Consider the following 18719-nt stretch of genomic DNA (forward strand, 5'->3'; position numbering starts at 1 on the left):
ATGCGGGCACTTCGCGCACACCACCGCGGCGGTCCCGAGCAGCTCGTGCTCGAGGACGTCCCGGTCCCGGTGCCCGGTGCGGACGAGGTGCTGGTCGAGGTGCACGCGGCCGCGATCACCCTGGCCGAGCTGACCTGGGAAGAGACCTGGCAGACCCGAGACGGCGTCGACCGTACCCCGACGATCCCCTCGCACGAGGTCAGCGGCGTGGTGGCGGCGGTCGGCGATCAGGTCACCGCCTTGGCGGCCGGCGACGAGGTGTACGGGCTGGTGGACTTCGACCGCAACGGCGCGGCCGCGGAGTTCGTCACCGTTCCCGCCTCGGCGCTGGCCGCCAAGCCGGCCCGGATCAGCCACGTCGAGGCGGCCGCTCTGCCGTTGGCCGCACTGACCGCGTGGCAGGCGCTCGTCGACCACGCCGAACTGCAGAAGGGCGAGCGGGTGCTGGTGCACGGCGGGGCCGGCGGGGTGGGTGTCTACGGTGTCCAGATCGCCGCCGCGCTGGGCGCCCACGTGATCGCCACCGAACTGCCGGGCAACGAGGCGCTCGTCCGTGACCTGGGCGCCGCCGAGTTCCTCGACTTCACCACGCAGCGCTTCGACGAGGAGCTGTCCGGTCTCGACGTCGTCCTGGACGCGGTCGGCGGCGACACCCTGGCCCGGTCCTATGCGGTGCTGCGCCCTGGCGGGCGGTTGGTCACCCTGTCCGCCCCGCCCGACCAGGCCGAGGCCGACCGGTATCGGCTGCAGGCGGTCTTCTTCATCGTCCGGCCCGACCACGACGAGCTCACCCACATCGCGACCTCGGTGGACGACGGCATCTTGCGCCCCATCGTCTCCGAGGTCTTCCCCCTGGCCGAGGGCCGTACCGCATTCGAGCACGGCCGCGGCCCGCGCCGCCCGGGCAAGATCATCCTTGCGGTACGTCCCGATTCAACGCCGAGGTAAGGGCGGGTAGGCGCCCCGGTGAGATGCCGAGCAGGGCAACTCACCGGGGCTCGCCGCATCATGGGATCGGAACCGCCGCCACCGCTTCATCCACAGTGGCGTAGGCCGGCACGTCGGCCAGCTCGCTGGCCTCGATCGTCAGGCGGGCATCGAGGTATAAGTGCACCAGCACCAGCTTCCCCCCGCGCTTCTCGACGCCGTGCCGGATCCGGGCGAGGCCGTCGACCGCACTCGCGCCGAGCTCGAACGAGGCCGCGAGATCGAGGACGACCACCCGCTCGCCGCCCGCGAGGACGCGGTTCACCGCGGCGGCGAGCCGATCGACGTTGGCGAAGAAGACCGGGCCGTCGGGACGCAGAACCACCACCCCGGCCGGCGCCGGCAGCTCCGGAAAGCGTTCGAGGTCGAGGTAGGCGCCGTCCGGCGCGCGGCCCAGCCGGGAGACCCGCAGTCGACTCGCATCGGCGATGAAGATGAGCAGGGACAGGCCGACGGCGATCAGCAGGCCGGGAACGAGCGTGAAGAGCATGACGCCCAGAGCGGCCGCGGACCAGACGATCGTCGCGCGCCGATCCTGCCGCAGGTAGATCAACGGCTGGGCCAGGCTCAGGAACGGGCGCACCGCCATGATCACGACGGCGGCCAGCACCGGCTCGGGAACCAGGACGAACACCGGAGCCAGCGCGACCGCCACCACCAGCAGCAGCGCCACGCACAGCGCCGGCAGCCAGCGGGTCCGGCCGCCGGCGGCGGCGCTGCTCGCCGACGGGCTACCGGCCACCGGCAGGCCGCCGGCCAGCCCGGCGAGGAGATTGGCGGCGCCGAGGCCGGTCATCTCCCGGCTCGGGTCGGCCGGCGGATCGTCCGGGCCGGCCAGGCGTTCGGCGATGCCATGGGTCAGCGCGAAGGAGATGAGGGCGAGACCCGCCGCGGCCGGGGCCATGGCGAGCCAGGTACCGGCGCCGGCGTGCGGCAGGGCGAGCTGCGGAAATCCGGCCGGCACCCGCGGGACGTCGGCCACACCGTGCCGGTTCAGATGCAGACCGGCCGCGACCGCGGACGCGGTGATCAGGACGATGAGTACGGCGGGCAGGCGAGGCCATCGGCGCTCCAGCGCCAGCAGGATCCCGAGAGCGACGACGCCGGTCAGGACGGACGCCGGGCTCCACTGCCGTACCGCCCGCAGCACATCCCAGCTCCGCTCGAAGACGTCGCCGTTTCGCGTCGCCACCTCGGCCAGCACCGCGGCCTGACGCACGACGATGACGACCGCGAGGCCGAACAGGAAACCGCGGAGCGCTTCCGGGGCGACGAAACGGGCCACGAAGCCGGCCCGCAGCAGGCCGGTGAGCAGCAGGATCCCCCCGGTGAGCAGGGTCAGCACGATCACCTGCCGTCCGCGCTGATCCGGGTCGGAAGGCAGGCGCTGCAACGCCGCAGCGGCCAGGACGGCCGTCGCGGCGGTGGCGCCGGCGAGGATGCGCACGGAGCGGCCGACGACCGCGTACGCCAGGACGCACAGCGGCGCGGCCGCCAGCGCCTGCGCGGCCGGCACCCCGGCGATCAGCGCGAAAGCCACCGTCTCCGGGGCGAGCAGCGCCACCGCGGTCAGCGCGGCGACCACCTCGGTACGGGCGGTTCGGCCGGCCACGATCTCAGTGCTCGTCGACCGGCACGACGTACGGGAAAAGGTTTTGGCTGCGGGCGACGTCGCCCGCCTGGAGACCGGTCGAGATCGCCGAGTTGGTGGCCACGGAGAACATGACCTCCGGGGCGTTGTCGCCCAGCCGGCGGCCGTTGAAAGCGGCGAAGCCGTACGAGGCCGGCGCACCGACCACGTACCCCAGCAGGTCGGGAACAATCCGGGCGACCACGTCGGCGGCGTACGCCTCGGGCCGCTCGGAGGTGGCGCGCCGCCGGACGACCGAGGCGATCAGATCACCGATGGCCGAGCCGTAGTTCGCGGCGTCGTCGCGGGGGTGAGTTTCGTTGGCGTGGCTGGCCGGCTCGCCGCCGGCGTCGCGGAAGATCGGCCAGATCATCGGGAGGCCGGTCCGGCCGACCTGCCGCCAGCCGCCGGCGTCGGTGGCCAGTTTGGCCGTGCTCCACGTGGCGATCGGCCGCCCCGCCCGCCATTCGCCGGTGCCGACCGGCACCGTCAGTACGATGGACTGCACGGTCGAGCCGGTGAACGTGTCCTTGGCGGCGCCGGCCGCCCAGCGGGTCAGGTCGGCGTCGGCGCCGTGCTGGACCGCCTGGTCGACGGCGTCGAGCTGGCCGAGGTCGAGGAAGAACGGCTCGACCGCCGGCCCCGCCCAGACCCGGCCGCCCTCGGCGGTGGGCACCTCCCGCCCGGTACGCCCGCGGGCCAGCACCGTGCCGGCGGCGGAGTCGTCGCGCGCATCGGCCCCGGTCAGCCGGGAGACGGTGAACGGCTGCCCGTCACCGTCGTCGGGCTCGAACGCCAGCCGGTAGGTGAGCCCCTCATCGAGCTCGCCGTCCAGATGCACCTTGAACTCGTAGCGGGCCTCCGGGTGGAAGGCGTCGGGGTGGGTGTCACCGGCCAGCGAGGTCCGCACATTCATGATCAGCACGGTGTCCGTGGCATCGTCGAAGAGGTACTGGTCGGTGATGTTGAGCCGCGGGTCCTGCCGCGCGAGCGGCGAGTCGAGGTGGTGCGACATGAGCGTCTCCTGTGGTCGGTGGTTCTTCGTCGTCTCATCCTCGGAGCAACCGGCCGGGCCACGCCGCAGTCATCCGACTGCAATGGAGAACATCAGGCCAGGCTCCCCACGGTTTCGGGCACCGGCCGGGTCTCGGCCGCCTGTTCGCGCCGCATCAGCGCCGCCAGCAGTCCCACGAGCGCGAGACCGGCGCACGCGGCCGCCACGATCGCGTAGTACGGCGCGAACAGGCTCCCGGTGGCCTCCTCGATCCGGCCGTAGACCAGCGGGCCGACGAAGCTGCCGGCGACGCCGACGGTGTTGACGAACGCCAGGCCCGCGGCGGCCACCACACCGGCCATCCGGGACATCGCCGCGGACCAGAAAAGCGGAAGTGTGCCGAGGCTGAAGAAGCTGGACACCAGGATCAGGCTCACCCGCCAGACCGCGTCGGTGGACGCCAAAAAGCCGATCATCAGTACCAGCACGGCGCCCGCGCAGATGCCGATGAGCAGCACCTCGTGGCCGTAGCGGCGCTTCAGCCAGGGGAACAGCAGCACCCCGGCGAGGCCGGTGAGCCCGACCCCGCCGGCCACCACCCCGACCAGGAAGGCGCTGTCCAGACCGAGTGCCTGCAGCAGGGAGGGGAAGTTGAACGCCACGCCGGCCTGGATCGCCTGATTGACGAAGAAGATCGCCCCGAGCACCAGGACCACCGGGCGACCGAACGCCAGCCGGAAGTTGCCGCTCCGGGCGCCGGCCGGGGCCGCCCGGACCTCGACGCGTTCGGTGAGCAGAGCCGCTTCCTCGGCGGTGAGCCAGCGGGCGTCGGCCGGCCGGTTGGGCAGGAACCGCCAGACCAGGCCGCCGACGAGGATCGTGACCGCCCCCTCGATCAGGAACATCCACTGCCAGCCGTGCAACCCGCCGGCCCCGTCCAGTTCCATCAGGGCGCCGCTCAGCGGCGATCCGACCAGAGCACCGATGCAGGGTGCCGTGTAGATCAGGCCGACCATGGTGACCCGGTGCTTCTGCGAGAACCAGAGCGTGACCATGTACATCAGCGCGGGAACCAGCCCGGCCTCGGCCGCGCCCAGCAGGAGCCGCAGGAGGTAGAAGGAGGTCTCGTTCTGCACGAACATCATGGCCGCAGACACCGCGCCCCAGGTCACCGTGATCCGGGTGATCCACACCCGCGGCCCGACCCGGTGAAGCGCCAGGTTGCTCGGTATCTCCAGCAGCGCATAGCTGAGGAAGAACAGGCCGGCGCCGAGCCCGTACGCGGCGGCGCCGATCCCGACATCGGCCGCCAGCGCGGTCTTGGCGAGCGCGAGGTTGGCGCGGTCAACGTAGGACATGAAGTACGTGATGCCGATGATGGACAACAGCCGCGTCATCGCCTTCTTCGCCACCTGTTCGTACCGGGTAGCCACAGTGGGATTCATTGCGTGGCCCGGGCGGCGGACTCGATGGTGGCGGTGACATCGCCGGGCCGGGACACCATCGGCAGGTGGCCGGTCGGCGAGACGGTCACGTGCGCCTTGATGCTCGCGGCCATCGCCCGCTGGGCCGAGGCCGGGATCACCTTGTCCTTGGTGCCGACCTCGTACCAGGACGGGATGGTCTGCCAGGCGGGGGCGCCGGACGGCTCACCCAGCGCGCCGTAGGTGATCGGGCGCTGGGTGACGGCCAGGACCCGGCCGCGGGCGGGCGGCAGGTCGTTGGCGAACGCCGACGGGAACAGCGCCTTGTTGATGTAGAAGTCCGTGGTGAGAACGGGAGCGCCGGCCGGGACCAGGTCGAACACGTCGGTTATCACCGGGTTGGCGAGGACCGAGTCCGGCCCGGACAGCGAGATGACCGCCTGCCCCTCGGCCGGTGCGAAGGCGTCCACATAGACCAGCGCCCGGACCGCGGCGGAACCGGTGGCGGCGTTGGTGATCACCGCGCCGCCGTACGAATGTCCGACCAGCACGATCGGGCCGGTGATGGCGCCGAGGTATTCGCGCAGGGCGCGGGCGTCGCCGGAGAGGCTGCGCAGCGGAGTCGGGAACACCTCGACCGGGTAGCCGTCGTCGAGCAGCCGGGCGGCGACGCCGTCCCAGCTGGAGCTGTCCGCCCAGGCGCCGTGCACCAGCACGACGGTGGGCTTCACCCGGGCATGTCCCGCGGTACCGGCCGACGCGGCGCCGGCCACGTACAGCAGCAGGGCCACAACGGCCAGGGTGGAAACGGTGAGAGCCGCAGCGCGGCGAGTGATATGCACGTCGGTGACGCTAGGAGCGAGCCCCGTACCGAGCTTGGGTCAAATGACTGCCACACCGACCTCGATAAACGGCGGGTAATCGCCGGTCCTGCGGATAGTCGTCTGACTGATGCCGACGCACCGGGGAGCCGGGAATCCTTCGGTTTGTCGGCCACCCGCCGACCGAGCCACACAGGGTGATGGGCAGGGAGGTACCGATGCACCAGATCGCGGACCCGGCCGCCGGAGCGGTCATCGCCGGACGGTACCGGCTGCACTCACGCATCGCGCGAGGTGGCATGGGTACGGTCTGGCAGGCCTTCGACGAGGTCCTGGGCCGCTGGGTGGCGGCCAAGCAGTACGACGTCGCCGCCCAGCACAGCGATCTGCCCCGGCCGTTGGCGCTGGCGCAGCGGGAGGGCCGGATAGCGGGACGTTTCAGCCTGCACGGCGTCGTCCGCATCTTCGATCTCGCGGTCCATCACGACAGCCCGTGGCTGGTGATGGAACTACTGAGCGGCTGGTCGCTGGCCACGGAGATCGCCGGGCGGGGCCGGCTCACGGCGGGCCGGACCACGACGATCGCGGGGGCGCTGCTGACCGTTCTCGAGGCCCTGCACGCCGACGGCGTGATCCATCGCGACATCAAACCGGCCAACGTGCAACTGACCGCCGCGGACGACGTCGTTCTCCTCGATTTCGGCATCGCCGTCGACCGCTGCCGGCGCCCGGCCGAACGGACAGCGTTCCCCGCGGGCAGCCCGGCATTCGTGGCTCCGGAGGTCTTCGCCGGCGCCCCATTCAGCCCGGCCACCGATTTGTACGCGCTGGGCGTGACCCTCTTCTGCGCCGCCGAGGGACATCTGCCGTTCCCGGGCGCCGCCTGGGCGGAACCCCTCGTCGAGGCCCGGCCGACCTTCCGCTACGCGGGTGCCTTGGACACCCTGATCGGCGGACTGCTCAAGCTGGACCCGTGCGAGCGGTTGACCGCAGCGGAAGCCTTCGCCTGCTGGCTGGACGCCGTTGCGGCCCAGCAGCAGCCCGGCGAAGGCCGTCACAGGTCGGACATGCGGGACGCGAGCTGAGCCCGCGAGCTGATGCCCAGCTTCGGGAAGATCCGGTAGAGGTGCGAGCCGATCGTGCGCGGCGACAGGTAGAGCTGTTGTCCGATCTCTCGGTTCGAGAGCCCCGAGGCCACCAGCCGGGCGATCTGCATCTCCTGCGGTGTCAACGTCGACGCCTGCGTCTCCGCTCCGTCGATCGGGATCTGTTCCCCGGCCGCCCTCAGCCCGGCCCGGGCCTGGCGCGCCCATCCCCTCGCCCCGAGCACCTCGAAGGTGGCCAGAGCGGACCGGAGCAGAACGCGCGATTCGGCCGGCCGGCGCCCGAGCCTGAGCCAGTTGCCGTAGGCCAGCTCGATCCGGGCGCGCGGCCACGGCCAGCGCGTCAGGTCCTGCGCCAGCCCGAGTTGGAACAGTCGCTCGGCGTCGGCGTTCTTCGCCAGCATCGGCCGGGCGTACAGAAGATGGACGCCGAGGATCGGTGACTGTGTCGTCTCGGCCAGCGTCTCCAGCCGCGCCACCACCGCTCGGACCGCCTCGGTGGCCCCGCACCCGACGGCCGCCTCGACGAGGAACATCACCGCACTGAGTTGTTCGCGCGGGTGGTGGCAGGGGCCTAGCGGATCGAAGATCGGCGCGAGCGCGGCGTACGCCGCGGCATGGCGCCCTTCGGACAGGTGAGCGGTGCCCCGCGCAAGCTGCACCAGGGAACGGAAGTCGCCGGCCACCTGACCGGCGCAGGCGGCCTCGACCTCGGCCGCGTGCCGCAGCGCCGGGTCCGTGTCCCCGGTGAGCCCCTCGTACACCGCCTCAACCACGACCGTACCGGTCCGCCAGGTCGACTGGTCGGTGTCCTTGGCGAGCTGCCGGCCCTCCTCCAGGCTCTGGCCGGCGCGACGCCAGTTCCCGAGGTCGAGGCAGACCGCGGCCTGGACGGCCAGCAGTTGCGAGAGCAGGCCCAGCTGCCCGCGTTCGCGCAACTTCGATTCCGCCCCGTTGAAGTAGTCGGCGGCCAACGGGTCGGCGCCCGCAGCCCGGGCGGCCATGCCGAGCTGGCGCAACTGGTCGACGTTGGACACTCCCTCGGCGGTGATCGTCTCGAGCCGGATCCGGGTCTGCCGCGCTCGCCCGAGCGGGTCGGCCGCGACCATCGCGTAGGTGCGGCGTGGATCAGCCGCCGCCTCGGTCAGGCTCTCGGCCGTGCTCGCCACGTGGGCCCGTTCGGATTGATCGCTGACCGCCCACCAGCACCGCAGCGCGGCGCTGGACAGCAGGTCGAGGGCCAGGTCCAGCCCGCCCGACTCCGCCGACCGGGTCGCCAGCGCGCAGAGCTCACGAACCCGGGCCGAATCGCCGAGCTTGCCCTCGCTGAACAGCTCCCGCAGCCATTCGGCCCGGGCCTGGTCGAGATCGGATAGATCGTTGATCTCGGCGGCGTCGACGAGCCGGTGGACGAGATCGGCCCGGCCGAGGCCGAAAGCATGCTGCGCGGCGAGCAGCAGCCGTCGCGCCCGGGTCTCCGGGTCGCTGGTCAGCTGGGCCGATCGTTGCAGGGCGGTGATCGCGCTGAGCACCGATCCGCGCCTGATGCTCTCCACGTGGCTGTCGTCGAGCCGGGCGGCGACGTCGTCGTCGGGGCCGTCGACGGACTGGGCCTGATGCCATACCTGGCGGTACGGCTCGAAACGCAACACTTCGCTCATCGCCGCGTGCGCCGCCTGCCGCCGGCGCAACCGCTCGTTGTACAGGACGCCCGAGCGCACCAGCGGATGCCGGAAACGGACGCCCACGTGGTCGAAGGCCACCAGGCGGGATTCAGCGGCCGGCTCCAGACATTCCGTCGACACGCCGACCCCGGCCAGGATGGCGGTTCCGGCCAGGATCTCGGCCAGGCTCTCGGTCGCGTTGACAGCCGCGACGAGAAGGGCGTCGCGGGTGAGCGGCGGCAACTCCGTGATCCGGGCCGCGAACGCGTGCTCCAGCCTGGTGGTCAGCGGCACCGAGGCCGGTCCCGAGCTGAAGATGTCGATCCCGGCCGAGCGCCATGCGGTGGGCAGTTCGACCAGGGCCAGCGGGTTGCCCTCGGCCTGGCTCAGCACGGCGCGCTGGTCGGCCGGGGTGAGGTCGCCGGACATGGCGAGAAGCACGCGCGACGACTCGGCGTCCAGGGCCGGCAGGTTGATCTCGATGACGTCGGCCGCGCTGATGGCGACTGGGTGCCCGTCGCGGAGCCCGGAGATCATGACCACCGGATCGTGGCGTATCCGGCGCGACACGAAGGCGAGCACGTCCTGCGTGGGCTCGTCCAGCCATTGCACGTCATCGACGACCAGCACGACCGGCCTCGAGCCGGCGGCGTCCGTGATGAGGGTCAGGGCGGCCAGGGCGGTGAGGAAGAGCTCGGGCGGCGGTCCGGCCATGGCGCCGAACGCGGTGGACAGCGCATCGTGTTGGACCGGCGGCAACGCCACCAGCCCGGACATGAGGGGTAACAGCAGCTGATGCAGCCCGCTGAACGGCAGCATCGCCTCGGACTCGACCCCGGAGGCGGGGAGCACGAGCGCGCCCCGATGGCGGGCCGTTTCGGCCGCGGCTCGCAGGATGCTCGACTTGCCCACTCCGGGCTGGCCGCGCACCAGGAGCGAGGCACCCTCGTGCTCGATGCCGCCGATCACCCGATCGAGGAGCGCGAGCTCGGTACCCCTACCGACCAGGCCGTCTCGGACCGCTACCGGTTGCGCTGTCATCTTGGCCCACCCCCCAAGCCCTTGAGTCCGTCCAGCTCGATTGCCGCACACCGGGACCACCGGACGGCGCCGATGCGCTCGAACACCGCCGAGGCGGCGTTCAGCTGGGCGCCGGCCGGACCGCACCGACCGGACCGGGCCAGCCACCGGCCGTAGGCCAACTGAGTCCGGGCCCGTAACCAGGGCCAGCGGGTGAGGTCGTAGGCCAGCGCATCCTGGTAGTGGCGGTCCCGGGCGTCGTCGGCCGCGAGCACCGCCCGGGCGTACAGCAAGTTGACCTCGAGGAGCGGTGACGGCGTCACCAGCGCCACCGTCTCCAGGGACTGGACGATGCCGCGTGCCTCGGTCGCGCGTCCGCAGTCGGCGGCAGCCTCGGCGAGGAGGGCCAGGCCCGCGAACGATTCCCTCAGGTGGTACCCGGGGTCGGCCGGATCGAATTGCCGCTTCAGGCAGACGAAGGCCTCGGCCGGCCGCTCCGCGCTCATCAGAGCCACCCCCCGCGCGTGATAGGCGAGGCAGATCCGGTCGTTGATCCGCAACCGGGTCGCCTCCGACTCCGCGCCGGCCATCATGTCGAGGGCGGCCCGCCATTGTCCCCGCAGGCCCATTCGCCGGGCCTCGACCAGGACGTTGTTCTCGGCGAACAGCGGTTGCCCGGTCTCCCGCGAGAGGGTGGCGACTTCCTTGCTGGCCAGTTCGGCGCCCACCCAGTCCCCGAGATCGAGCCGGATGTGCAACTGCAGGGCCAGAACGAGCGGCAGCATGCCGAGCCGGCCGTCGGCCCGGAACAACTCCTCCGCCCGGTCCAGGAGATCCGTGGCCAGGACGAAGTCACCGACGGCATAGGCGGCCTGGCCGTACACCCGGAGCCGATCGCCGTCGGTCTCCTCGTCGAGGTCGATCGAGCCCAGCAACCGCATCACTTCCGAGCCCCGCAGCACCGGCTCCGCGACCGCGACGGCATCGATGTGGAGCGGGTCGGTCGGCGCCTCGGTCAGTCGGTCCAGCACGTGGACCACCTCCGCGCGGTCGTCGGCGCCGCTGTCGGCCCACCAGCAGCGCACCGCGGCGCAGAGCAGGAGGTTGAGGGCGAGGCCGGCGTCCCCCAGCGCGTCGGCGCGCCGGGCGCTCTCGCACAACCTGCGCACCAGCGCCGAGTTCGCCCGGATGTCGTCGTTGAGCACCTCGGTCAGCCAGGTCAGCCGGGTGCGGTCGAGGTCCGTCAGATCGACCTGGGACGCCTCCCGGACCAGGCGGGCCACCACGTCGGCCCGGCCGGCGCCGAAGGCCAGGTCGGCCGCACCCATCAGGCGCTGACCCCGCCGCGTCGGTGAGCCGGTCAGCTGGGCGGACCGTTCCAGGCTCGACACCGCCGACATGACCGCCCCGCGGCGCAGCGAATCGGGCACCGTGGCGGCGAGCGCCCCGGCGACGTCGTCGTCCGGGCCGATGATCGACCAGGCCCGGTGCCACGTCCGGCGGTACGTGTCGGTGGTCAGCACATCGGCCAGTGCCGCGTGCGCCGAGTGCCGCCGGGCCACGGTCTCCAGCTGCAGGACGGCGGAGCGCACCAGCGGATGCCGGAATCCGATCGTGGCACCAGCGTCGGTGAACAGGCCGGCGACCACAGCGGGCCCGAGGACGTCATCCGCGGAACCCGGGGTGCCGAACGCCGCCAAGGCGGTCAGGATCTCGGTCTTGTCGCTGGACGAGCCGACCGCCGCGATCAGCAACGCGTCCCGGGTCGCCGGGGTCAATCCCGAGATCCGCCCGGCGAAGGCCCGCTCCAGTCGTGCCGACACCGCCAACGGGTGACCATCGGTCGGCGCACCCTCTCCCCACGAACGGGGCAGCTCCCACAACGCCAGTGGATTTCCCCGCGAGACCTGCCGGATCCGTTTCAGATTCGCCGGGCTGACCGCGCCGGCCTGCATGCTCAGGATCTCGTCGGCGGCGTCGTCGTCGAGGCCACCGAGCGGTAACCGGGGGAATTCCGCCTGGGTGAACGGGCCGGGATGACCGGAACGGATCGCGCCGACCACGCTGATCCCGCTCCCGGCGCCCCGGTGGGCCAGGAATGCGAGGATCTGGTGCGATTGCGGGTCGAGCCAATGCACATCGTCGACGACGACGATGACCGGCCGGTCGCTCCGCTCGATCACCAGCAGCGCGAACATGGCCTCGGCGATGAGGAAGAGATCCGGGGTCGCGCCGTCGCCCAGGCCGAGGGCGGCCGCGAGGGCGTGCCGCTGTGCGTCCGGCAGCACCGGCAGGCGGCCGATCAGCGGTGCCACGGCCTGCTGGATGCCGCCGAACGGCAGGTGCATCTCGCTCTCCGCCCCGGCGGCGCGCAGGACGGTGAAGCCGGCCTCGTGGGCGGCGTTCCGAGCCGTGGCGAGCAACGCGGACTTGCCGATCCCGGGCTCACCGATCACCAGCAGGGTCGAACCCTGGACCAGCCCGGCCGCCACAACCGCACGGAGGACCGCAACCTCGGACTCCCGGCCCACGATCCGAATATCACCCATAGTGAATTCAACATCACTTTCAGTACGGTCGCCGCGGCACGCCTGTCCATCCGTGCCGAAGCTATCGCGGGCCGCCGGTGACCGCCTTCAGTCGATTGACTCAAGTCGGGGCACCACTGCGGACATAGACTGAAGGCCGCCGATCCAGCCGGAGGACGCCGGCCGAGAGGTGGGGACGGGAGTGCGCATGGGCACGAGCGAGCCTGTGGGCCGAGACGCCGTCCTCCGCCTCCTGTCCGAAGCGCTGACCGCGCCGGCGGATCGCGGCGGAGCCTTCCTGCTTCTGGGCGAGCCGGGCATCGGCAAGACCACCTGTCTGGCCACCGCCGAAGCGATGGCCCGGGAAGCGGGGCACCTGACCCTCGGCACGGCCGGCAACAAGGCCGAGACGAAGTTGCCATTCGCGGGGTTGCACCAGCTGCTGCGACCGCTGCTCCCCTCGACCGACTCCCTGCCCGGCGTTCAGCGCCATGCCCTCCGTACCGTCCTTGGCCTGCACGAGGGTGGGCCGACGGACCGTTTCGTGATCTCGGTCGCCGTGCTCAACCTCCTGCGCGCCGCGTCCGCACACCGCACGCTCCTGATCACCGCCGACGAGATCGAGTGGCTCGACCAGGAAACCCGGCACATTCTCGCTTTCGTCACCCGGCAGCTGGACCGCCAACGCGTCGTCGTGGTGGCCACTTCGTCAGCCGTCGACGGACTGCCCGACCTGAGCGATGTCTTCCAGGAAGTGCGCCTGCCCCGGCTGGACGAACCGGCCGCGCGGCGCGTCCTCGACCTTCGCGCCCCCCAGCTCGACGACGCCCGGCGTGAGTGGATCCTGGAACAAGCGGCCGGCTACCCCCTGGCGTTGATCGAACTCGCCCAGGCGCCACCGGCCCCCGGCGGGATCCCATCGGATCCCACGAGTTCGGGTCCGCTCCTGTCCCCGGCTCTCACGCGCACCTTCGGCGTACGCGTGCAGGACCTGACCGACTCCGGCCGCGACGTCGTACTCGTCGCCGCGGTGGCAGCGGGAGCAAGTCTGCCGGAGATTCTCGCCGCCGCGACCGTGCTGAGCGGACGTGGCGTGACCGCCACGGTGCTGGAGGGGCCGCAGTCACTCGGCCTGCTCCGGTTCGACGAGACCCGGGTGCACTTCACCCACCCGCTGGTCAAAGCGGCGATCGCGCAGAACGAGTCGGCCAGCCGCCGGCAGGCCGCGCACCGCGCGCTCGGCGCGGTCATCACAGTGAGCGCCTACCGCCGAGCATGGCACCGCGCTCTCGGCACGGCGAAACACGACGACGCGATCGCCGCCGAGCTGGAGGCGGCCGCCTCGGACATCGCGAGACATGGGGACATCGGAGCCGCCATCACGGCCCTCGAACGGGCCGCTCAGCTGAGCACGAAACCCGTCGAGCGTGGACGCCGGCAGATTCTAGCCGCGCGGTACGCCGCCCGGCTCGGACGCCCTGACACGGTCGCCCGGCTGTTGACCGGCGCGGCCGGCGGTGAGCTCTCCATCTTCGACCAGGTCCGGGCCGAGCTGCTTCACGAGGACTTCCAGCCGCCCGTGATGGCCGACAGCAACCGGGTGATCCAGCTGTGCGCGATCGCGCGGCGGGCGGAGGCGGCCGGCGACCGGGAGCTGGCGCTGGATCTCACGGAGGCGGCCGCTCGGCGCCGGTGCGCGGCGCCGCTCGACTCCCGCGCCCGATCAGACGTGATCGCGCTGGCCGGCAGCCTGGCCCAGGATTCCCTGGACGCCCGTGCCATCGCCGTTCTGGCCCTGGCCGACCCGATCGGCAACGGCCGGACCGCACTCTCCGAGCTTTCCGACCTGGGCGACGAAGCCGCGATCACCAGTAGCCGGCTGAGCGCCTATGCCGTCGCGGCCCGCGCGGTGGGCGACTACGCCGTTGCAGCCAGGCTGCTCGATCGAGCCGAGATCGAACTGCGGGCGCGCGGCCTGTTCGGACAGTTGGCGCGCAATCTCTGCGTCGCCGCCGAGGTTCGCCTCGAGCTCGGCGACTGGGATCGCGCCGCTGCCGCGTTGACCGAGTTCGCGACACTCTCCGGTGCGGCGATGTCAACCAATCACGGTACGGCCGCCCTGTTGTCAACGGCGCGGACGATGGCACTTCGGGGCGACCCGGCGGCCGCGTTCGAACTGATCTCCGAGGCGGAGCACTCGCCGGCCGTCCGGGGCGGCAGCAGACACCTGGCGCAGGCGCAGATCGTCCGGGGCATCGCCAACATCTCGGCCGGCAAACCCCTGGAGGCGTACACCGCCCTGAGCCGCGTCCTCGATCCGCTGGACACCAGCCATCACTTCCGCGAGCAGTTCGGCGCCGTCACCTACCTGACCGAACTGGCCGTGCGTACCGGACGGCAGGACCACGCGCGAAACGTTGTCGAGCGGCTGCGGCCGATCGCTGAAACCTCCGGATCACCCTTGCTCCAGACCCACCTCGTGTACGCCACGGCCGTGCTCGCGCCCGATGATGTCGCCGAGCAGAGTTTCCTCGCGGGACTGGCGTCGCCCGCGACTGACTCGCTGTGGGCCCGCGCACGACTCCAACTCGCTTACGGCCGCTGGCTGCGACGTCAACACCGGGTAACCCAATCCCGGGGCCCGCTGCAGACATCGCTGGCGACGCTCGAGCAACTCGGCGCCCAGAGATGGGCCGAAGAAGCCCGGACCGAACTGGAAGCCTCCGGCGTACACGGCGACGAGGACCACGACCTGCCCGTGTCCGGCCTCCTCTCGGCGCAGGAGCTGAAGATCGCCCGATTCGCCGCACTGGGCATGAGCAACCGCGAGATCGCCGAGCGGCTCGCCGTCTCCCCGCGAACCGTCGGCTCTCACCTGTACCGGATCTTCCCCAAGCTCCAAATCTCCACGCGAAGTCAGATCGCGGCGCGGCTCAGCGAGGAGTACGCCGACCCACGCGTCCACCAATCCACTCACCTCTGACTGCCGACGACCGCACCGCCTCGCCCCCTCAACTTATTTGGCGGTCGCGAGTTGCGGCTTCGGCGTCGCGGAAGCAGGCGGCGGCCTCGTCGTGGACGATGGCGTCCAGCGCGGCGGGGTCCTGGGTGCGGGAGCGGCGGTAGCGGGCCCGGTTGTATACCGCAACGCTGCCCCAGACAGCGTTGGATCCGGCTCAACGCAAGGCCATGGTCGCGCACGGCTACGCCGCGTACGAGGAACCTCAACAACGTCGGCTTCGGCGTCGTCGGCCTGTTCATCACGGTCTGGGTCGCCGCCATCGCCTACTGGCGCATCGCCAACGTCGAACACCGCTGGAACACCCGGCAAGCACTCTCAGCCGACCACGGCTGACTCCAGACCGATCAGGCAACGGTTGGGTTGTGCGCGGAGGCCGCGTCGACCTGCCTCTACCCGGGACGCCTGCCCTGCGAGGCCGTCACTCCCGGCGCGGATCTGCGGGCTCGGCGAGGCGATGCAGCGCAGGAGAGCCGCAACGATGGCCAGGCTTGCCCGCATGCCGGTGGAAAGGTCAACGAGCCGGCGATCAGCGAGCCGAAGATGGCGATTGCGACCGCTCCCCCGACCTGGCGAAGGTATTCAAACCGCGCTGGCCGTGCCGACCGGCCGGGTCGACGCCGTCGACGAACACGCCAGTGACCTCCGGCATAGCCAGGGAACCGCCCGCGCCGATCGGGATGACGCACAGCGTGACCAGCGCGACCGACCTCAGGTGCACGGTGGCAAAAAGGCGACCAGGCCAAGAACCATCAGCGCCTGGCTGGCGACGACCGGCAGCCCGCGGCCGAACCGATTGGTGATTGGGCCGCTGGTGAGGTTGCCGGTGATGGCGAGGGCAGTGAAAGGGACAGGCTTGCACCAGCGCTGGAGCCCTCCGGCCGGCGCCTCCCCGAAATATGCTGTCGGTGCTATATTTGGTGCGTGCTGATCGACTGGTCATCTAACTTCGGTTCATGGCTCGACCTGCTGGAGAGTCAGGCCGACGCGGGCCAGCCCGGTGCACAGGAACGCCTTGACATTGTGCTGGCACAGCTCAGCTACCTGCAGGAGTTGAAGGATCCACCCGAAGCGGACACGCCCACCCTGCGCCGGGTACGCCAATCGGGTGCCTATCCCGTCTGGCGTGTCTCTCATCCGTATCGAGAGGGCGTTGCCATCAGGCTGATCGTCTGGTTCCCTGCGGAAGCTCCACCCATGATCATCCTGTTCGCTAATGACAAAGCCGTCATGGGGGACGTGTTCTACGACAGCGTCGGCTCGCGAGCCGACCAGATCATCAAGGCATTTCTCCGCGCACAAGGGGGCACTCAGGCATGAGCGGGAAGAACATCTCTACCGACGCCAGCGACGAGACCTTCGTCGGCACCGCAGCCACAGCGGCCAGGATCACCCAGCTCCGGGCACGACCGGGAGCAGTAGCCCGCTCCGAAAAGATCCGGGCGGAGATGGCAGAAGCCGACCACGCCTACGCCGACGGATTAGCTGCGATCCGCAAGGCCGCGGACCTGACACAGCGGGCGCTCGCTGCGGAGATGGGTGTGGCGCAATCGGAGATCAGCCGCATCGAGGGGCGCCATGACATGCTGCTCTCTACTCTGGTCAGCTATCTGACTGCGGCCGGCGAACACCCACGAGTCGTGGTGACAGTCAACGGGCGGGACGTAGAACTCGACCTGACTGCCGCTTTCGCTCATTAGCGGTTCGCTCGGCAGAGTCCTGGTGAGGCGAAGGCTTGGGATGGCCAAAGTCGCATCCTTTGTCACCCGGCGTAAAACGCGCACTCACACGCGCTCGCCGATGCCGAGCCGGGCGTGGACAGCTTGCGCACGCTCAGCAGCGGCGCTGGCACCATAGCGGCGTGGCATCTCCTCCGACGACCAACCCATCAGCAGCATCAGATCGCCGGTATCGCCCCCGGCCAGCTTCCACTCGTGCGCGAAGCTGTGCCGCCACCGCTGCGCATGCACATGCTCGACCCCGGCCCTCTCCCCCAGCACTCTGAGGCGAATCTTGATGCCATTCGACTTGAAGGGCCGGGCACCCTTGGCAGCGATCCACAACTGGTCAATACCCGTCAGGCCCGGACGCCGACTGCGCGCACGCACGTACCGGCGAAGCGCCGCCGCGGTCTTGACACCGAACCGCACCCGGCGCTGCTTGCCGCCCTTACCGGTCAACACCACAGAGTCAGTATCCAGATCAACCTCGGACACCAGCAGATCACCGACCTCGGACAGGCGCGCGCCCGTGTTGTAGAACATCCGCACCAGCGCCTGGTCACGCAACTGCACGAAGCCCTGCCCTTGGCAGACATCAAGGATCCGCCGTGTCTGCTCATCGCTGAGGACCTCGACCAGCTCCTGTACAACCTTGGGCTTCGGCACCTCGCTCATCGGCGACCGCTCCACCTCGCCCTCCGCGACAAGCCACCGGAAAAACTGCTGCAACGCCTTGTGCTTGTTCAGCCCCGTTCCCGCCGAGCGAGATTCGACCACTGATGCCTGGAACGCCACCACCTGCCGACCATCGACCGAGGCCGGATCGCAAGCACCACCCGCCTCCGGCATCCCCTCACCGAGATACGCAGCCAGCTGCGACGCGGCAAGCACGTAGTTGTACCTGGTGGTCTCCGGATGATTGCCGGCACGCAACGACCGGTCCCAGTCTCTCAACAACACCGCCCAGGACTCGCTCCGGACGGTCGCTAGAAGATTCTCGATCTTCAATGTCCACTCCCGAGTCAAGGGATCGCTGACAGGTGTCGCAACCGACCGAGTCAAGGGGTCGCACAGCGGCGTGCTCACATCTCCCAGCTGAGCGCCACCGCGGAGCAGCAGCCGGCTCACGAGTAAAGGGTGGTGCCACCGGGCACCGACCTCAAGGCGATACACCCGAACGACTTACATAACCCTCTGACCTGCAGAAGTACGGACCCGCTCCGGCGAGGCCGACGCGGGAACCAGGAAAGAAAGGAGCCGAGTCAAGTAGTCCAAGAAACAACCGACCAGGACCACCAGAAACGGTCCTGAGCTGCGGAAATGCCGACCCGAAGAGCGCTTTCGGACCTCATCCAAAGAGCCGAGTAAAGGGCTCCATCAGCAGCAAATATCGCTCGTCGTAAATGAAAAGAACGCCTCCGCAAGTCTGTGACCTGCGAAGACGTTCCAAAAAGTCGGGCTGACAGGATTTGAACCTGCGACCCCTTGACCCCCAGCATTGTTACATTTCTATCAAGCAATTCTAGTACGTGTCTCTATGTACGCAGAATCGGACAGAACGGCACCGTTGTGCCGCCCGATGTCACCCCAATCCCCGAGAAGTTGATCATCGCTGTGACCAGGCATGTGACCACCGTCAATCAAGTGCGGTGCGCACCATCCCAACCATTGAAGCTCCTCCATACTGGAGGATCAAGGTTACCCATCTAGCAGAATTGGGCCGGGATAGCGACGCGGCCGCGCTGATCCCAAGCTAGCGAAAGCCATCCACGTTACGATGAGCTAGCCGCTTCACCCGCGTCATCGAC

At 70.2% G+C, this 18719-nt stretch carries 12 protein-coding genes; 5 read left to right on the top strand and 7 right to left on the bottom strand.

Annotated features, from left to right (window positions below; all coding sequences use genetic code 11):
• Nucleotides 1-948 (top strand): NADP-dependent oxidoreductase, encoded by a 948-nt coding sequence (locus Afe05nite_RS28275; protein WP_239118252.1) that lies wholly within the window; start codon nucleotides 1-3, stop codon nucleotides 946-948.
• Between the two features lie 58 nt (nucleotides 949-1006).
• On the opposite strand, the gene Afe05nite_RS28280 is transcribed toward Afe05nite_RS28275, so the two are convergent.
• The 4 genes from Afe05nite_RS28280 to Afe05nite_RS28295 all read right to left on the bottom strand — a co-directional run bounded on the left by Afe05nite_RS28280 (nucleotide 1007) and on the right by Afe05nite_RS28295 (nucleotide 5877).
• Nucleotides 1007-2599: a SulP family inorganic anion transporter gene (locus Afe05nite_RS28280; RefSeq protein WP_203820261.1), complete on the bottom strand. Its 1593-nt coding sequence runs from the start codon at nucleotides 2597-2599 to the stop codon at nucleotides 1007-1009.
• A 4-nt stretch (nucleotides 2600-2603) separates the two neighbouring features.
• A complete protein-coding gene (locus tag Afe05nite_RS28285) occupies nucleotides 2604-3632 on the bottom strand; it encodes a DUF4331 family protein (protein ID WP_203820262.1) in 1029 nt (342 codons plus the stop codon).
• 92 nt (nucleotides 3633-3724) lie between these two features.
• The gene (locus Afe05nite_RS28290; RefSeq protein ID WP_203820263.1) at nucleotides 3725-5044 is read right to left on the bottom strand and encodes an MFS transporter; all 1320 of its coding nucleotides are present in this window, start codon (nucleotides 5042-5044) and stop codon (nucleotides 3725-3727) included.
• Between the two features lie 8 nt (nucleotides 5045-5052).
• Nucleotides 5053-5877 carry an alpha/beta fold hydrolase gene (locus Afe05nite_RS28295; RefSeq protein ID WP_203820264.1) on the bottom strand — a complete coding sequence of 275 codons (825 nt, stop codon included), beginning with the start codon at nucleotides 5875-5877 and terminating at the stop codon, nucleotides 5053-5055.
• 197 nt (nucleotides 5878-6074) lie between these two features.
• On the opposite strand from Afe05nite_RS28295, the gene Afe05nite_RS28300 reads away from it, so the two are divergent.
• On the top strand, nucleotides 6075-6941 hold the full coding sequence (locus tag Afe05nite_RS28300) for a serine/threonine-protein kinase (protein WP_203820265.1): 867 nt from the start codon (nucleotides 6075-6077) through the stop codon (nucleotides 6939-6941).
• Here Afe05nite_RS28300 and Afe05nite_RS28305 read toward each other — a convergent pair.
• Together Afe05nite_RS28305 and Afe05nite_RS28310 are read right to left on the bottom strand one after the other, a co-directional pair.
• The gene (locus Afe05nite_RS28305; RefSeq protein WP_203820266.1) at nucleotides 6911-9664 is read right to left on the bottom strand and encodes a helix-turn-helix transcriptional regulator; all 2754 of its coding nucleotides are present in this window, start codon (nucleotides 9662-9664) and stop codon (nucleotides 6911-6913) included. The genes Afe05nite_RS28300 and Afe05nite_RS28305 overlap by 31 nt on opposite strands.
• Nucleotides 9661-12192 carry an AAA family ATPase gene (locus tag Afe05nite_RS28310; protein ID WP_203820267.1) on the bottom strand — a complete coding sequence of 844 codons (2532 nt, stop codon included), beginning with the start codon at nucleotides 12190-12192 and terminating at the stop codon, nucleotides 9661-9663. Before Afe05nite_RS28310 ends, Afe05nite_RS28305 begins: the two co-directional genes overlap by 4 nt.
• 187 nt (nucleotides 12193-12379) lie before the next feature.
• On the opposite strand from Afe05nite_RS28310, the gene Afe05nite_RS28315 reads away from it, so the two are divergent.
• The 3 genes from Afe05nite_RS28315 to Afe05nite_RS28325 all read left to right on the top strand — a co-directional run bounded on the left by Afe05nite_RS28315 (nucleotide 12380) and on the right by Afe05nite_RS28325 (nucleotide 16890).
• On the top strand, nucleotides 12380-15154 hold the full coding sequence (locus Afe05nite_RS28315) for an AAA family ATPase (RefSeq protein WP_203820268.1): 2775 nt from the start codon (nucleotides 12380-12382) through the stop codon (nucleotides 15152-15154).
• Nucleotides 15155-16114: 960 nt separating this feature from the next.
• Complete coding sequence (locus tag Afe05nite_RS28320) at nucleotides 16115-16510, top strand: hypothetical protein (protein ID WP_203820269.1); 396 nt, start codon at nucleotides 16115-16117, stop codon at nucleotides 16508-16510.
• Nucleotides 16507-16890 (top strand): helix-turn-helix domain-containing protein, encoded by a 384-nt coding sequence (locus Afe05nite_RS28325; protein WP_203820270.1) that lies wholly within the window; start codon nucleotides 16507-16509, stop codon nucleotides 16888-16890. The genes Afe05nite_RS28320 and Afe05nite_RS28325 overlap by 4 nt, the downstream gene beginning before the upstream one ends.
• Nucleotides 16891-16974: 84 nt before the next feature.
• On the opposite strand, the gene Afe05nite_RS28330 is transcribed toward Afe05nite_RS28325, so the two are convergent.
• Nucleotides 16975-18039, bottom strand: a complete 1065-nt coding sequence (locus tag Afe05nite_RS28330) for a tyrosine-type recombinase/integrase (protein ID WP_239118248.1) — start codon at nucleotides 18037-18039, stop codon at nucleotides 16975-16977.
• Nucleotides 18040-18719: the final 680 nt, after the last annotated feature.

The sequence above is a fragment of the Paractinoplanes ferrugineus genome (genome assembly GCF_016862195.1).
In the GTDB taxonomy this organism is placed as follows: Bacteria; Actinomycetota; Actinomycetes; order Mycobacteriales; family Micromonosporaceae; genus Actinoplanes; species Actinoplanes ferrugineus.

Coding starts and splice junctions, on each gene's coding strand:
- Afe05nite_RS28275 (WP_239118252.1), top strand. CDS start 1: ATGCGGGCACTTCGCGCACACCACCGCGGCGGTCCCGAGCAGCTCGTG.
- Afe05nite_RS28300 (WP_203820265.1), top strand. CDS start 6,075: ATGCACCAGATCGCGGACCCGGCCGCCGGAGCGGTCATCGCCGGACGG.
- Afe05nite_RS28325 (WP_203820270.1), top strand. CDS start 16,507: ATGAGCGGGAAGAACATCTCTACCGACGCCAGCGACGAGACCTTCGTC.
- Afe05nite_RS28305 (WP_203820266.1), bottom strand. CDS start 9,664: ATGACAGCGCAACCGGTAGCGGTCCGAGACGGCCTGGTCGGTAGGGGT.
- Afe05nite_RS28310 (WP_203820267.1), bottom strand. CDS start 12,192: ATGGGTGATATTCGGATCGTGGGCCGGGAGTCCGAGGTTGCGGTCCTC.
- Afe05nite_RS28285 (WP_203820262.1), bottom strand. CDS start 3,632: ATGTCGCACCACCTCGACTCGCCGCTCGCGCGGCAGGACCCGCGGCTC.
- Afe05nite_RS28315 (WP_203820268.1), top strand. CDS start 12,380: ATGGGCACGAGCGAGCCTGTGGGCCGAGACGCCGTCCTCCGCCTCCTG.